Source organism: Paraprevotella xylaniphila YIT 11841 (assembly GCF_000205165.1).
Lineage (GTDB): Bacteria > Bacteroidota > Bacteroidia > Bacteroidales > Bacteroidaceae > Paraprevotella > Paraprevotella xylaniphila.
Map to the genome: position 1 here is coordinate 27,942 of NZ_GL883846.1, position 15,841 is coordinate 43,782.

At 49.6% G+C, this 15,841-nt stretch carries 11 protein-coding genes and 1 pseudogene; 5 read left to right on the plus strand and 7 right to left on the minus strand.

The features are described 5' to 3' along the window. Window positions 1-124: 124 nt before the first annotated feature. From HMPREF9442_RS07485 to HMPREF9442_RS07505, 5 genes are all read right to left on the minus strand, one after another. Window positions 125-2,329, minus strand: a complete 2,205-nt coding sequence (locus tag HMPREF9442_RS07485) for a sodium-translocating pyrophosphatase (RefSeq protein WP_008627015.1) — start codon at window positions 2,327-2,329, stop codon at window positions 125-127. Between the two features lie 203 nt (window positions 2,330-2,532). Continuing rightward, window positions 2,533-5,181, minus strand: coding sequence for a valine--tRNA ligase (locus HMPREF9442_RS07490; RefSeq protein ID WP_008627016.1), 2,649 nt, complete (start codon window positions 5,179-5,181; stop codon window positions 2,533-2,535). 141 nt (window positions 5,182-5,322) lie between these two features. After that, window positions 5,323-6,039 (minus strand): hypothetical protein, encoded by a 717-nt coding sequence (locus HMPREF9442_RS07495; protein WP_040602804.1) that lies wholly within the window; start codon window positions 6,037-6,039, stop codon window positions 5,323-5,325. A 186-nt stretch (window positions 6,040-6,225) separates the two neighbouring features. Further along, window positions 6,226-6,939: a hypothetical protein gene (locus HMPREF9442_RS07500; protein ID WP_008627018.1), complete on the minus strand. Its 714-nt coding sequence runs from the start codon at window positions 6,937-6,939 to the stop codon at window positions 6,226-6,228. Between the two features lie 46 nt (window positions 6,940-6,985). Further along, window positions 6,986-7,630, minus strand: coding sequence for a hypothetical protein (locus HMPREF9442_RS07505; protein ID WP_008627019.1), 645 nt, complete (start codon window positions 7,628-7,630; stop codon window positions 6,986-6,988). Window positions 7,631-7,885: 255 nt separating this feature from the next. Between HMPREF9442_RS07505 and HMPREF9442_RS07510 the strand changes: the two genes are divergently transcribed. From HMPREF9442_RS07510 to HMPREF9442_RS15345, 5 genes are all read left to right on the plus strand, one after another. Further along, window positions 7,886-8,704, plus strand: coding sequence for an ion transporter (locus HMPREF9442_RS07510; RefSeq protein ID WP_008627020.1), 819 nt, complete (start codon window positions 7,886-7,888; stop codon window positions 8,702-8,704). A gap of 317 nt (window positions 8,705-9,021) precedes the next feature. After that, the gene (locus HMPREF9442_RS07515) at window positions 9,022-9,345 is read left to right on the plus strand and encodes a hypothetical protein (RefSeq protein WP_040602805.1); all 324 of its coding nucleotides are present in this window, start codon (window positions 9,022-9,024) and stop codon (window positions 9,343-9,345) included. A 101-nt stretch (window positions 9,346-9,446) separates the two neighbouring features. Beyond that, on the plus strand, window positions 9,447-9,860 hold the full coding sequence (locus HMPREF9442_RS07520; protein ID WP_040602806.1) for a hypothetical protein: 414 nt from the start codon (window positions 9,447-9,449) through the stop codon (window positions 9,858-9,860). A 138-nt stretch (window positions 9,861-9,998) separates the two neighbouring features. Beyond that, a complete protein-coding gene (locus HMPREF9442_RS07525) occupies window positions 9,999-10,694 on the plus strand; it encodes a hypothetical protein (protein ID WP_008627027.1) in 696 nt (231 codons plus the stop codon). Next, a complete protein-coding gene (locus HMPREF9442_RS15345; protein ID WP_008627029.1) occupies window positions 10,691-11,308 on the plus strand; it encodes a hypothetical protein in 618 nt (205 codons plus the stop codon). The genes HMPREF9442_RS07525 and HMPREF9442_RS15345 overlap by 4 nt, the downstream gene beginning before the upstream one ends. A 62-nt stretch (window positions 11,309-11,370) precedes the next feature. Here the strand turns inward: HMPREF9442_RS15345 and HMPREF9442_RS16980 are convergent, their stop codons facing one another. Together HMPREF9442_RS16980 and HMPREF9442_RS07535 are read right to left on the minus strand one after the other, a co-directional pair. Next, on the minus strand, window positions 11,371-12,714 hold the full coding sequence (locus HMPREF9442_RS16980; RefSeq protein ID WP_261795443.1) for an efflux transporter outer membrane subunit: 1,344 nt from the start codon (window positions 12,712-12,714) through the stop codon (window positions 11,371-11,373). Window positions 12,715-12,741: 27 nt separating this feature from the next. Next, window positions 12,742-15,840 (minus strand): annotated as a pseudogene (locus tag HMPREF9442_RS07535) (efflux RND transporter permease subunit); the annotation flags it as partial. Between the last annotated feature and the right edge of the window lies 1 nt (window position 15,841).

Here is a 15,841-nt window from a genome sequence, read left to right on the forward strand (position 1 = left end):
AATATCCGATTGGGTGAATTAGATTCAAGAATATTTGTTTTTATGTGTTTATTGTGCAGAAATCCCCTCCGTTTATCGTGAAGATAAGACGGAGGGGAAGGTTTTATATAGTATAAAGTTAAGGTCAGAACAGGCTCCACGAGACGGTGAGTCCGGCCATGACGATGGCCACCATCGACATGAGCTTGATGAGGATGTTCAGGCTTGGGCCGGAAGTGTCCTTGAACGGGTCGCCCACGGTGTCGCCCACCACGGTGGCACGGTGTACCTCGCCGCCCTTCCCGCCGAAATTACCTTCTTCGATATATTTCTTGGCATTGTCCCAGGCGCCACCGGAGTTGGCCATGAAGATAGCCAACACGAAACCGGCCGACAAGCCGCCGACCAAAAGGCCGATGACACCCGGTACGCCGAACACCAGTCCGGTAGCGATGGGAGCCACGATGGCCAACAGCGACGGGAAGACCATTTCGCGTTGTGCGCCTTTGGTGGAAATCTGCACGCAACGGGCATAATCCGGTTCGGCTTCTCCGCTCAGGATGCCCTTGATTTCACGGAACTGCCGCCGCACTTCCTCTACCATGTGAGCCGCTGCACGCCCTACGGCGTTCATGGTCAACCCACAGAACAGGAAAGCCATCATGCTGCCGATGAACATGCCCGAGAGGACCTTCGGGTTCATCAGCGTTACGTCATAGTAGGTCATGAAGTCGGTGAAAGAGGCGTCATGTATAGCCAACGTGTCGCCGTTCGGCATGGTCAGTACAGTTTCGCCCAAGCGTGTCAGCCCGATGCGGATTTCTTCAATATAAGAAGCTAAAAGTGCCAGACCGGTCAGGGCTGCCGATCCGATGGCAAAGCCTTTGCCGGTAGCTGCCGTGGTGTTACCCAACGAATCCAAGGCATCTGTGCGTTTGCGCACAGCCTCGCCCAGTCCGCTCATTTCGGCGTTTCCGCCTGCATTGTCGGCTATGGGGCCGTAGGCGTCCGTGGCTAAGGTAATGCCCAAGGTGGAGAGCATGCCCACGGCGGCGATACCGATGCCGTAAAGCCCCATGCTCACGTTGGCAAAGTCGAACCCTGCAGCCAGCCAATAGGAAAGGATGATGCCGACAACGACGGCTATCACCGGAATGGTGGTGGACACCATGCCCAACCCGATACCGGAGATGATGACTGTGGCCGGACCCGTTTTTCCGCTCTCAGCCAACAGTTGGGTGGGGCGGTAGGACTGTGACGTGTAATATTCCGTGGAGCGTCCGATGACGATACCCACCAAAAGCCCGATGACCACGGCAAACGAAATGTTCAGCCAGTTGTCTATCTGCAACACCCAAAGGATAAGGAAGGTCGCCACGACAATCAGGGCGGAACTCAGGTTCGTGCCTACGGACAGGGAGTTGAGCAGGTCTTTCATGCCAGCGTCTTCCTTGGTGCGCACGGAAAATATGCCTAAAATGGAGAGCAGGATGCCCACTGCGGCTATCAGCATCGGGGCAATGACCGCCTTGAACTGCATGTCCACGTCGCCTCCGGCCATGAATGCCGCGGCACCCAATGCGGAGGTGGCCAGGATGGAGCCGCAATAAGACTCGTACAGGTCGGCCCCCATACCGGCCACGTCGCCCACGTTGTCGCCCACGTTGTCGGCTATCGTGGCCGGGTTGCGCGGGTCGTCCTCCGGGATACCGGCTTCCACCTTGCCTACCAAGTCCGCACCCACGTCAGCCGCTTTCGTGTAGATGCCGCCTCCCACACGGGCGAACAGGGCCTGCGTGCTGGCTCCCATGCCGAAGGTCAGCATGGTGGTGGTAATCATGCAGAGTTTGGCTGTCGGGGCGTAGATGTCGGCAGGGATAAAGGCATCCAAAAGGAGATACCAGAAAGAGATGTCGAACAGGCCGAGGCCGACAACGACCAACCCCATGACCGCGCCGCTGCGGAAAGCTACGCGCAGTCCTTTGTTCAGGGAGTTACGGGCTGCGTTGGCTGTACGTGCCGATGCGTAGGTAGCCGTTTTCATGCCCAAAAAGCCGGAAAGTCCGGAGAAAAAACCACCGGTGAGGAAGGCTATCGGTACCCATGAGTTTTGCAGGTTGAAGCCGTAGGCCATGACCGAAAACAGCACGACGAGTGCCAGAAAGACCAGTCCCACGATTTTGTACTGTTGTTTCAAGTACGACATGGCACCTTGGCGCACATGCGAGGCGATTTTCTGCATGGCCGGTGTGCCTTCACTCTCTCTCATCATCTGGCGGTAGAAGTACCAAGCCAGCAGCAATGCCAACAAGGATGATACGGGAATCATCCAAAACAGGAGATGCTCCATAGTAAAATGTGTTTTTGAGTTAACGATATGTTATTGTCGTGGGCTAAGGTAGTGAAAAGCGGGGTTCGGACAAAGAAAACTCTGTTAAAAAAGCACTTGGTTTGATTTTATGGATGAATAGGGGGAGTTGGAAATAAAAAGAACCGTTTGCATGCTTGGTAGGGCGTGCAAACGGTTGCTTCCAATAATAGTGGTGAAGGGCTTTACTTCTTCAACTTGGCCAAACTTTCTTTCAAAGCCGCGATTTTGCTTTCGGCATCGGCTTGTTTCTTGCGTTCCATTTCCACCACGGCAGTGGGGGCGTTGGCTACGAAACGTTCGTTGGAAAGCTTTTTCAAGACACCTGCAAGGAAGCCTTCCAAGTGTTTCAGTTCGGCTTCTTGTTTGGCGATTTCCGCTTCCACGTCTATCAGGTTGCCCAACGGTACGGCATATTCCGTCGTGCCCACCATGAACGAAGCCGTGCCTTCGCCTTTCTGTACCACAGTGTTGACGGCACTCAGATTGCCCATTTTCTTGATGACACCTTCAAAGTCTGCTTCCGGATTCCCGCCCACGACTTCCAATGTCAATGCCTCTTTCGGGGCGATGTTCTTTTGGTTGCGTACGGTACGCACGCCGGCCACGATGCTTTTTACGTTTTCGACATGGGAGATAAGTGTGGCATCGTCTTCCGTAGGTGCAGCGGTGTGGAGCGGTGAAATCATGATGCTCTCACCCGGCAGGCGGTCATAGATGTGTTGCCAAAGTTCTTCGGTGATGAAAGGCATGAACGGGTGCAGGAGTTTCAACAGCGTGTCGAAGAACGACAAGGTCTGTTCGTACGTCTTGTTGTCGATGGGCTGTCCGTAAGCCGGTTTGACCATTTCGAGGTACCAACTGGAGAACTCGTCCCAGAACAGCTTGTACACGGCCATGAGGGCCTCGCTCAGACGGTACTTCTTGAACAAGTCTGCCACTTCCCTTGCTGTGGTTCTCAGCATGGCATCGAACCAACGTGTGGCGATGGCTGCCGTTTCCGGTTGCGCGATGTCGGCCGTCTGCCAGCCTTTCACGAGGCGGAAGGCGTTCCATATCTTGTTGTTGAAGTTGCGGCCTTGCTCGCAGAGTGCGTCGTCGAACAAGATGTCGTTACCTGCCGGGGCGGACAGCATCATTCCCATACGCACGCCGTCAGCACCGTATCGTTCTATCAAATCGAGCGGGTCGGGGCTGTTACCCAACGACTTACTCATCTTGCGTCCTAATTTGTCGCGCACGATGCCGGTGAAGTACACGTTCTTGAACGGCATCTTCCCTTCGTATTCGTAGCCTGCCATGATCATGCGCGCTACCCAGAAGAAGATGATGTCCGGACCCGTTACGAGGTCGGACGTGGGGTAATAGTAGTTGAGTTCTTCGTTGCCCGGATGGTTGATGCCGTCGAACAGCGAAATCGGCCATAACCAACTGGAGAACCAAGTGTCCAATGCGTCCTCGTCCTGACGTAGGTCGGATGCAGTCAGGTTGGTGTCACCGGTCTTCTCCTTGGCCAGTTCGAGTGCTTTTTCGGCGGTCTCGGCCACCACGAATCCGCCTTGCGGCAGGTAGTAGGCCGGGATGCGGTGTCCCCACCACAACTGTCGGCTTATGCACCAGTCTTTGATGTTCTCCATCCAGTGACGGTAAGTGTTTTTGTATTTGGCCGGATAGAACTTGATTTCGTCCTTCATCACCGGCTCCAAAGCGATTTGCGCCAAGTGTTCCATCTTCAGGAACCATTGCATGGAAAGCTTCGGTTCGATGGGCACGTTGGTGCGTTCGGAGAAGCCCACCTTGTTGGTATAGTCTTCCACTTTCTCCAACAATCCTGCTTTTTCCAAGTCGATGCAGATTTGCCTGCGCACGTCGAAACGGTCCATGCCCACGTACATCCCGGCAGCCTCGCTAATCGTGCCGTTGTCGTTGAAGATGTCGATGGAAGGCAGGTTGTATTTCTCGCCCAACATATAGTCGTTCACGTCGTGTGCCGGTGTCACCTTCAGGCAACCCGTTCCGAACTCGATGTCCACATAGTCGTCTTCGATGACGGGGATACAGCGGCCTACCAGAGGCACAATCACCTTTTGTCCTTTCAGCCACGTGTTCTTCGGGTCGTTCGGGTTGATACACATCGCCGTGTCGCCCATGATGGTTTCGGGGCGCGTGGTGGCTACCACGGCATAGCGTCCGCTTCCGTCCGGTTGGCCGTTTTCATTGGCTACCATATATTTCAGATAGTACAGCTTGCTGTGTTCTTCCTTGTAAATCACCTCCTCGTCCGAGAGGGCTGTCAGGGCTTTCGGATCCCAGTTCACCATACGTACGCCACGGTAAATCAATCCTTTCTTGTACAGGTCGCAGAACACCTTGATGACGCTTTCGCTCCGTTTCTCGTCCATGGTGAAAGCCGTGCGGTCCCAGTCGCAGCTAGCTCCTAATTTGCGCAACTGTTTCAGGATTATGCCGCCGTGTTCGTCCGTCCATTCCCAGGCATATTTCAGGAACTCTTCGCGGGTGAGGTCGGTTTTCTTGATACCCTTTTCCGCCAAGCGGTTCACCACCTTGGCTTCGGTGGCGATGGAAGCATGGTCGGTGCCTGGCACCCAACAAGCGTTCTTGCCGTCCATACGGGCGCGGCGCACGAGGATGTCTTGAATGGTTTCGTTGAGCACGTGCCCCATGTGGAGCACACCCGTCACATTGGGGGGCGGGATGACTACCGTATAAGGTTCGCGTCCGTCGGGTTTAGAACTGAAAAGCTTGTTGTCGAGCCAGTATTGGTACCATTTGCCCTCTACGTCGGCCGGATTGTATTTACTTGCTAATTCCATTGTATATAACGTTTTTATGTATTTCTTTTTAGGACTTGCAAAGTTACATAAAAAAGGTTATATATGCCGGAGTTTGGGACAATTAAATTACGGTAAATACCTTTGTGTACTCGGTAAATTCCGTTCGGTAGGTCAAGCATCTCATTGCAGTTCTTTTCCGATGATGGAACCGTCGTCATCTTTCTTGCAGATGTACGGCTTGCCGTCTTTGAAATAGCAGATGTCGTTACTACCACCGTATAGGGTAGTGGATTTTAGCATAAAGAAACTGCCATCGTCAGACTCTTGGATGGCATAGTCCATTTTATTGGACATTTTTCCGTCCTTAAAATATTTACCAACAGTCCACTTGATGGCCTTGTACCGTCTTACCGTTTCGTCGGCAAATTTCTGTCCGTGTACTTCCTTGATGCCGTTGTACATGTAGAGGTTGTCTTCTTTCTTAAAATTGCTTCGGTCTTGATATTCTGCCCCATAGTAAATGTGGCTTGTTTCATTCAGGCAGACTACACCTTTCGATGCCCGATAATGTTGTACGTGGTCTGTACTATCTTTGAATGCTTCTATTACAGGAAAGTAACGGATATTCCGTAGTGATTTGGTGGAAACTGCGACACTTTTATCCTTTTGTCGTGTTTCATATTTTTGGATTTTGCTTAAAATGGTGTCGCGAGCACCTTCTGTGATGGGGGTGTACAGGCTTCCTCCCGGCAGTAGGGCGGCTGCTTGAAGGGCATATACTGGCAATGCCTTAGGGGCGGTGGATGAAGGTTCTTTCGCCGTAGTATTTGTATTTACGCAAGAACATAAAATGCTGATGGTAAATGATGATATGAAGATGAATAAATAGTATCTCATAGCTTTGTTGGTAAAATAGGATTCATTTGCTATAAATCCCGTAATGGTTCATTCAAAATGTATTATGTTATGTATTTCTTTTAGGACTTATGGGGAGTGAACAAGTTCATATAGATAAAGGTTGAGGCCATTAAATCGTGGAGGACACAAATGTGTCCTCCTTGAAAGGCGTTCCCGGTAAGAACCTTATTGCAGTTCTTTTCCGATGATGGAACCGTCGTCATCTTTCTTGCAGATGTACGGTTTGCCGTCTTTGAAATAGCAGGCATTGATGCTACGGCCGTATGGTGGTGAAATGTGTTTTAGGAGGAAGAAACTACCGTCATCAGACTCTTTGATGGCATAATCAATATCATCATTTAGCCCTCCACCAGTATATGAATATGAAATAGTCCATTTGTTCGCCTTGTACCGCCTTACCATATCATCGGCAAATTCTTGCCCGAGCACTTCTTTTACGCCATTGTACATGAAAAGGTTATCTTCTTTCTTAAAGTTGCTCCGGTCGTGGTAATAAGCTATATAGTAAGTAGGAATAGTTTCATCCACACATACAACGTCTTTGGATGGCCGGTAATAGGTTTTGCCGTTCTCACTGAATTCTTCCACTATAGGGAAGTAATGGAAATCTCGTTTAATTTGGGCGGTAAAGATTGGATTCTTTCTTTTTTGTTGGTTCTCGATTCTTCGGATTTTGCTCAAAATTGTGTCACGGCCGCCTTCGGTGAGCGCGGTGAATAGGCTTCCACCCGGTAACAGGGCTTTGGGTTGAATGGCATGTACGGGGGACACTTTAGGGGCGATGGCTGTAGGTTCTTCAGCCGTAATGTCAGTATTTACACAAGAAGATAAAATACTGATTCCAAACAATAATATGAAAATGGATGAATTATATCTCATAGCTCTATGAATTTAATGTTATACTAATAAAAAAGACTTATAAGACTTATTTGCTATACACCGCGTCATAACTCATTAAGTCGTCCCAACTTATATCATGTATATGACCATCGGATGGATCCATTATCGTTATGGAACTTGAGCGGTCGTACCAATCTTTATTATAATATTGAGAGCGTACGAATACGACGCAATGTCCAAATTCTCCGTCTGCTTTTTGCAATAAAACGGGAGAGGATATGTATTCGTTTGGATTCATCAGTTGTTTCGCAAAAGTCGTACCGCTGACATTGTTATATCCTTCCGATTCAAAGAAGCGGTTGTCTCCTCCTGCCACTCCGAACTTTGAGAAAGTTTCTTTGGAAGTGCATGTCGAGTTAGAATTATTATTGAACATCTCCATCGCAGCTTTGTATTTGTCATCAGGAATGTAAGATGAACCATAGACGTTGTAGTCTTTTCCAACTAAGAAATTGTGGATATAGTTAAAACAATGCGTACATTGCTCCGTACCGTCTACCGCTTCCATGGAGGCATAGACGCACCAAGCATCACCATCTTGTACAACATCGTCTACCTCCTCACTAAAGTCCACCTCTTTGGTCAAGGTGTCTTCTTCCCACTCGAAAGGAAATAAGGGCTGTGCTCCTGCCATTAGAATAATGATTAAGCTGAGAATTTTCTGTTTCATAAGCGTCCGTTTTTTAATAAACAAAAATAGTCTTTTCTCACCCCCTTGTTCTTGTAGGGCTGAATGCCAACTACATCTTTATCTCCTGAATTTGGCAATTATAATGAAATGTTTTAGGATAGACAAGAAAATAGGTATAAAAAACATGATTTTAATATATATTACATATCAACGCGATTCTTCTTTATAAAAACTAATAAGGAGATGGAGGTTCAAGAATAAAATGTTACCTTTGGATGTTTAATTAGTGATAAAATGGAAATAAAACACAGGGCGCATCCTACGATTCCGGCTCGGGGCAAGAAGAGGTTCGTGATTCATCATGAAAAGTTGTATCTTGCCGTACACCGATATTTAACGACAAGGTGGTTCCGCTATACGGTCTTGTTTTTCATTGTCGGGGCGATTTTCTCCGTGATTTGCAGTTCTTTCGAGTCCTCTGCACCTTATCGCCTGCAATTATACAGCTTTTGTTATTTGGCCTCCTTCGTCTTTACGGTCGAATATGTGTTGCGCGTCATAGCAGCTCCTGTCCAATATCGTCAGTATCGTGCTTGGCGTTCCCGTTTCAGGTATTTGTTTTCGTTTTATGGTTTGATAGATTTTGTGGCTGTCATCCCCTTTCTCATCATTTACCTGTATCGGGAGACCATCTTTGTACATTTGGCGGTACTGGCCTACATCTTAATGATTTTTAAGTTGATACGCTATTCCCGCTCGTTCCAACTTATCGGACGTGTGTTGCAGATGGTGAAGGATGAATTGATAACGGCTTGTACGGCTTGTGGCATCCTCTTAGGGTTTTCGGGCATCCTGATGTACTATATCGAACACGAGGCACAACCCGAAGCCTTTGCCAATATCGGCGACGGTTTTTGGTGGGCTGTGGTGACGTTCACCACCGTGGGTTATGGGGATGTCTATCCGGTTACGGCATTGGGACGGTTGCTGAGCGGTGTGATTTGTATGGTAGGCATTGCGATGATAGCCATTCCCACTGGTCTTATATCTTCGGCTTTCATGAGTTTGATTCAAGAAAAGAAACGGAAAGAGGAAGAAGAACACAAAAACTGATTTCCGGAAAAGGGATTTTCATCCTCTACGTTGCCCGTCTTTTTGTCCTCTTGAAAGCGGAAAATCGTTTGGCGCGCATTTTTGAGGGATTTCTTTTGAGCATTGTTGTCTCTTTTTGAATTTCTGTTCTGGCTTGATTTGCTGTTTAAACCGTTATTTGGGTTGATTATTAAAAAAGTGCTGTATCCGATATGTGTTATATCATCACAACTTGTCTAACTTTCGTTAAATATATTAAATGAGTGATGGGCTGAATGATTATTAGCATCCGTTTCTCATATTTGTTTCTATTTTTAGCCATCTTAAAAATAAGGTTTATGAAAGAAAAAATAATTTATGTGTTCATGTTGTTGATAGTCATCGTTTCTTGTACGGAAGAGGAGTCGTTTGACGAATATGGCGTCAGGATATTAAAAAAGAATGGAGTCGTTTTTGCGATGGATTCGAGATTGTCACTCAATTTAGATGGTACAAACGACTATATGGGCGTAAGGAAAGAGAATGTGTTGACGTTTCCGGAAGGGGAATATGACGGATGGCGGTATTACGTGATAGGGAATATCGGGGCAGAACCGAATTATAAAATAATCGATGATCCGTCTATCCATTATAAGGTATCATATATGCCGATGGAGAGGTGAGTCAGAAGGTGGTACCCCGTATTTTCTTGTCCATTCCTGGGGAATGGAAGTTTAAGTTAGTCGTCCAAAATGAGAAAAAGGATACCATTAGAGTCTCAAAGGTGGAAAACGTAGAGGTGTGGTTTCCGGATCCATTAGAAATTGAAGCAGCACTGTCAGATGACATGTATGAGGCTTGGAATGAAACTTTGGAAGATGCCAGTGAAATGGGAAGGAGGGAAAAGTCTTTTTGGATATATGCAGTGGCAAAAAATGGTGAGGTCTCGGTGCAGAGAGATGAAATCAAAGATGGGCCATGGATTATGAATTGTGACGAAACCGCCCATACGGATTTTACTGCTCCTGAAATCATTTCTCCATTGGATCCTTTGGATGAGGCTTGGTATCCTATCGGTTTTTTCCATACACATACCCCGTTGACTTATTGTCCACCGGAGGCGCATCGGGGAGTGGGGTTTTCCGGTGGGGATATACAAGCCGTGGGTGCGCACGGTATCGCCTTTTATCTTTTATGATTATAGTGCAGACTTTGAGGGGGAGATATATGGTGGCCATGATTTGCATCAGGCTGCTAAACTTTATTACGAGAATTGTGAAGAACGTCGTCCGACTCCGAAAAGTTGGGCGGATTTGGACACTTATTGAATGGGATTATGAGAAACGGAGTTAAAGTGATATGTGCCATAGGGCTTGCAAGTGCCTGCTTGTGTGGTGGGGCGCAGGAGCGTTACCGGGAGTATACCTACCATGTGGAGGGACGCAGGACTGTGACGTTGGGAAACTACCTGATGGTGGTTCCGCCCCCATTCCCTATGACGGAAGCCGAACGTTTGGAGCGGGTGGAGAAATACAGGTCGGTTTGCGACAGTCTGCTCAAGGAAAACGAATACCGTCGCTTGGGAGAGTGGAATTTTAAAGAACGTTGGGCATACCTGGAAGCCAAGGCCAAGAAAGTCATATTGCAGTTGTTGCCGGATTATTATTCGGACAACATGAATATTAGGGAGATGTCCGTAACGGAAATGAGAGTGTATGAACGAGAGCGTGCCATCAAGGTGTACAGTGCCTTGTTTTGGTTTGATCCAAGAATTGAAGACCGGGCGTATGAAAAAGATGCCCGGCGTCATGGTATGGTAGAGGTGAAGGTGTGTGATGAGGATGCGCAGGCTTATTCTTTTGAGGTACCCTATTATATTGGGATAAGGCTTTACCCTCCGGAGTGGGAAGACGGGTTGGCAAAGACATGGATTCCATTCCCTTATATCATTCCCAACAGGAATTACAAGGGGAATATCGTGATGAGGCATGAAGTAATACCGAAAATTATAGAAAAGAGGTGGAAGCGATGAAGACGATAATGAAAATATGGATGGCCGGGATGCTCGCGTGCGGTGGTGTGCTGGCAGCCCCGGCACAAGGAGAAAAGGTAGATTCAGTGATGGTTTATGGCTATGTGAGTGCGGTGAATCCCTACCCGTTGACGTTGCGTGAGCATGACAGGCTGATTAAAAGGGCAAAGAAGGTTTGCCAGAAGCTTTTGGAGAAAAATGGCGGGTGGCTTTCTCATTGGCCGAGGGATGAACGGGCGGCATACCTAAAAGCCAAGGGAAGTCTGGTCATTTTGCAGCTTGCTCCTGATTATTATTGCGACTATGCCTATCCTCGGATTGTCAGGAAAGGTGAGACTTATTATTTGCAGTATTTTTTTGATGCCGCCCGTGAAGATTATGGACTGCTCGACCAGTTGGCTACGATTAGCATCAGGAATCAAGATGGCAATGTGGAGGGGCTCTTTGCTGGCTCGCGGGATATCGGGCGGAGATTCTTTGAGCCGAAATGGGAACAGGAAATGGTGGAGGATATAGAAGCCGGAAGGGATTCTGTCTATTCTTTTATCAAATATGTATATATGGGAACTAAGCCAAGGGTGATGTATTACAAGGGACGGGTCAAAGAAAAATAGTGATGAAATATACATTCCCCCACTTTCTGTGTTAATTGCAAGAAAGTGGGGGAATAAATAAATTACTTCCAACCTCCGCCGAGGGCTTTATAGAGGTTGATAATCATCAGCTGTTTGTTGCACACGGCGTTGCTCAACGACACTTGGGCGTCGAAGTAGTTACGTTGGGCGTCCAGAAGGTCCAGGTAACCGATGACCCCGTTGATGTATTGCAGTTGTGCCAACTCCACTGCCGTGCGCGAAGCTTCGGCCAGTTGGCGGCGCGACTCGTAGATGTCTTTTATTTTGTTGAAGTTGATGATGGCGTCATGTGTCTCCTTGAAGGCTGTGAGCACTGTTTGCTCATATTCGGCCACGGCACCTTCGTAAGCGGCCCGTTTCGCTTTCAGGGCTGCACGGTTTTTGCCCATGGCAAAGAGGGGGCTCAGTAAGTTGCCTGCAAGGTAGGAGTAGGGCGATTTCAGGAAATCCCGAAGCGTTTCGCTTTCCGTACCTAATGTGGCGGTCAGTGCCAGGCGGGGGAACATGTTGGTGTAAGCCAATCCAACTTCGGCATGGGCTGCCATCAGCTCCCGTTCGGCTTTCCGTATGTCGGGGCGTCGTTCCAGAAGCGTGGAGGGCAACCCCAAAGGAAGAGCGTCGGGCAACTGTATTTCTTCGGGTAGGATGTTGCGGTTTACGGCGTAGGGGAAATCACCAGTCAAGAGTGCGATTTCGCTTTCTTTCAGGGAAATCCTGCGTTCCAGGTCTGGTACCATGGTGGCCGTCTTGGCCAATTCCACTTTAGCTTGTTGGAATACGATTTCGGAGGTCAGCCCACCCTTGAAACGGATTTCTGCCAACCGTACGCCTTCTCGCCGAGCTTCCAACGTACGGCGCACGATGGCCAGTTCGTTGTCCAACGCCATCAGTTCGAAGTAAGACTGTGCCACCTGTGCCACCAACCCCATTTTTACGGCCCGGCAGTTTTCCACCGAAGCCAGAAATTCCGCCGTGCTGCGGTCGCGTGCCCAACGGAGGTTGCCCCACAAGTCAAGTTCCCAAGAAATGGAAGCGGTAAGGCTGAGTTCCGAGTCGGCATCGAAATTGTCATCGCCGTAGTTTGTCGTTTCACGATTGCCGTTCAGGCGAGCGGTGGCTTGTGGAAACATGTTCGCAAAGTCGACACGTTTCAGGGCTGCCAATTCATTCATTCGTGCCGATGCTATTTTCAGGTCTTTATTGTACGTGAGTGCCCGGTGAATCAGCTGTTGAAGAGTAGTGTCGTTATAAAGTTCCCACCACGAGAGGTCGCCTATGGATGCCGTGTCTTGCGTAAGCGTGTCGAGCCGGGCGGGCAAGGGCATATCCGGACGGGTATAGGATTTGCCGATTTGGCAGGATGACAGTCCCGTGCCGGCTGCCAATAAGATGAGTCCGGCACCGGAAAGGCGTTTGCGGTTGAATTTGCCTTTGGCTTTGTATATCAGCACAAAGAAGAACGGTACCAACAGGATGCCGACCGATACGGCCACTATCATACCGAAGAATACGCCCGTGCCGATGGCTTGGCGGCTAGCCGATCCGGGACCGCTGGCCACTACCATGGGCAACATGCCCAAAATGAAGGCCAGTGAAGTCATGAGGATGGGACGGAAACGCAGGCGTGCCGCATGGAGGGTCGAGGCTACCAAGTCTCCGCCACGATCTACTTCGTCTTTGGCAAATTCGACAATCAGGATGGCGTTTTTTGCGGCCAGTCCGACCAACATCACCAGTCCGATTTGGAAATAAATGTCGTTTTCCAACCCACAAAGCGTGATGCCAAGGTATGCACCGAGGGCGGCTACCGGTAGGGACAGCAGTACGGCGATGGGTACCATCCAACTCTCATACAAGGCTGCAAGGAACAGGAAAACGAAGATGAACACGAGCATCAGCACGAGGCCGGTCTGCCCGCCCGCTTGTTTTTCCTGATAGGACAGTCCGCTCCATTCCACGCCGATGTTGTCGGGCAGATGCTCGCGGGCTACCTGTTCGATGACTTCCATGGCTTGTCCTGAACTGTAACCGTCGGCGGCGTCTCCTCGGATAATGGCACTGTTGAACATGTTGAAACGTTTGATGCTGCCCGGCCCCGTCGTATAGGAAGTCGTACCTAAGGAGGTCAGTGGTATCATGGCGTTGTTGCTTCCGCGTACGAAAAACAAATTGATGTTTTCGGGATGCTCACGGTAGTCGGCTTCAGCCTGTATGTACACGCGGTAGATACGGTTGAACATGTTGAAGTCGTTGACGTAGACCGACCCGGTATAGGCTTTCATCGTGGAGAAAACGTCGGCCATTGGTACGCCGGACAGTTTCACCTTGTCGCGGTCCACATCGAAATAAAGCTGCGGAATCTCGGCCTGGAGGGAAGATGAAAGTCCCGACAGTTCCTTGCGTTGCGCCGCATAATATAATAAGGTGTCGGTGGCCTGTACGAGGTTCTCGAATGTGGCGTCGCCACGCGCCTCCAGTTGCATCTCAAAGCCGCCCGATGAACCCAACCCGGGAATGACCGGAGGGGTGGACAGGTAGACTTTGCATTCGGGGTATTCCTTAAAATGCGTTTTGACCTCGGCCATGACTTCATCAATCGTGGTCTTGTCCCGTTCCTCCCATGGTTTCAGGATGACGGTCAGTTCGCTACGCGCTTGGCTCGTACCTACGCGGGGGCTGCTTCCGGTTACGTTTTGTACGTATTCCACAGCCGGGTTCTCCATCAGGTAACGGATGGCACGTTCGGTCACGTTCCGTGTACGTTCGAGTGTGGCTCCTTCCGGAAGCTCCAGTTCCACCTTGAAATATCCTTGGTCTTCTACCGGGAGGAAACTGGTCGGCACCATACGGTGAAGGACGAAAGTCAGCCCGATGACCAGGCAAAAACTCAGAATGATTCGTTTAGGATGTATCAAGACTTTTTGGATTCCTTGGATGTATTTGTGGTTTCCGACGGACAACCATTCGTTGATTTTGCGGAAAACGATGTTTTTAGGTTTGTTCGGGTCGGCCGGTTTCAGGATGAGCGAGCACATGACCGGACTTAGCGTCAGGGCCACTACGGTGGAAATCAGTACCGATACCACAATCGTTACGGTGAACTGGCGGTAGAGTTGTCCCGTGATGCCCGGCAGGAAGCTTACTGGCACGAACACGGCTGCCAATACCAATGATGTGGCTATCAGGGCACCGGCCAGTCCTGTCATGGCTTTCTTTGTGGCTTCGTATGCGCCGAGATGTTCTTCTTCCATGATGCGTTCCACGTTCTCTACCACGACGATAGCGTCGTCCACCACAATACCGATGGCCAAAATCAGTCCCAACAAAGTCAACATGTTAAGCGAGAATCCGAATATCAGCATGAAGCCGAAAGTTCCGATAAGGGAAATCGGTACGGCCACGACGGGTATCAGCGTGGCACGCCAACTTTGCAGGGAAAGGAAAACTACGAAAATCACCAATACCAATGCTTCGAAGAGCGTCTTGTACACTTCGTGGATGGATTCCGAAATGTAAGTCGTCATGTCGAACGGAATCTCATATTCCAGTCCTTCCGGAAAGCTCTTGCTGATTTCGTCCATGGCCTTTTTCACGTTCTCTGCCACTTCCATGGCATTTGCTCCCGGTAGCATGTAAATGCCGAGTACGGCAGCATTCCCTCCGTTGATACCGCTTTCCGTGTTGTAAGACTGGGCTTCGAGCGAGATGCGTGCCACGTCGCGCAGCCGGATGAGCGAGCCATCTGCATCGGCACGGAGCACGATTTCCTCGAATTGGCTGACGGTAGAGAGCCGCCCTTTGGTAGAGATAGGGATGGTGATGTCCAAACCTTCTATGGGTTGCTGTCCGAGTACGCCTGCTGCGGATTCGCGGTTTTGGTCTTTTAAGGCGTTCTGCACGTCCTGTACCGTCAGGCCGAAGTTGGCCAACTTGTCCGGTTGAACCCATATCTGCATGGCGTAATAGCGGCTTCCGATGTTCGACACACGGCCTACACCCGGTATGCGTCGCAATACGTCGAGCACATTGATGGTGGCAAAGTTGCTCAGATAGATTTCATCGAATTTCGGGTCGTCGGAAGTCAGGCATAAGGTCATGAGTTGGCTGGGAGCCTGTTTCTCCACGGAGATTCCGTTTTGTATCACCTCGGCAGGCAGACGTGATTCTGCCAGTTTCACGCGGTTCTGTATTTCTACAGCCGCCAAGTCGGGGTCGGCCGAGATGTCGAACGTAACCGTGGCGGAAAAACCTCCGGAATTGGAACTACTGGATTCCATATACAGCATGCCCGGTGTTCCGTTCAGTTCCTGTTCGATGGGGGTGGCTACGGCCTGCGATACCGTCAGCGCACTGGCTCCCGGGTAGGATGCGCTGATTTTGACTACCGGAGGCGTAATTTGAGGATATTGGTCAATGGGCAATAAGGTCAGACCTATGAATCCCACGATGACAATCAGTATGGATATGACCATCGAGAACACCGGACGGTCAATGAAATAAGTCACTTTCATG

Coding starts and splice junctions, on each gene's coding strand:
- HMPREF9442_RS07485 (WP_008627015.1), bottom strand. CDS start 2,329: ATGGAGCATCTCCTGTTTTGGATGATTCCCGTATCATCCTTGTTGGCA.
- HMPREF9442_RS07490 (WP_008627016.1), bottom strand. CDS start 5,181: ATGGAATTAGCAAGTAAATACAATCCGGCCGACGTAGAGGGCAAATGG.
- HMPREF9442_RS07495 (WP_040602804.1), bottom strand. CDS start 6,039: ATGAGATACTATTTATTCATCTTCATATCATCATTTACCATCAGCATT.
- HMPREF9442_RS07500 (WP_008627018.1), bottom strand. CDS start 6,939: ATGAGATATAATTCATCCATTTTCATATTATTGTTTGGAATCAGTATT.
- HMPREF9442_RS07505 (WP_008627019.1), bottom strand. CDS start 7,630: ATGAAACAGAAAATTCTCAGCTTAATCATTATTCTAATGGCAGGAGCA.
- HMPREF9442_RS07510 (WP_008627020.1), top strand. CDS start 7,886: ATGGAAATAAAACACAGGGCGCATCCTACGATTCCGGCTCGGGGCAAG.
- HMPREF9442_RS07515 (WP_040602805.1), top strand. CDS start 9,022: ATGAAAGAAAAAATAATTTATGTGTTCATGTTGTTGATAGTCATCGTT.
- HMPREF9442_RS07525 (WP_008627027.1), top strand. CDS start 9,999: ATGAGAAACGGAGTTAAAGTGATATGTGCCATAGGGCTTGCAAGTGCC.
- HMPREF9442_RS15345 (WP_008627029.1), top strand. CDS start 10,691: ATGAAGACGATAATGAAAATATGGATGGCCGGGATGCTCGCGTGCGGT.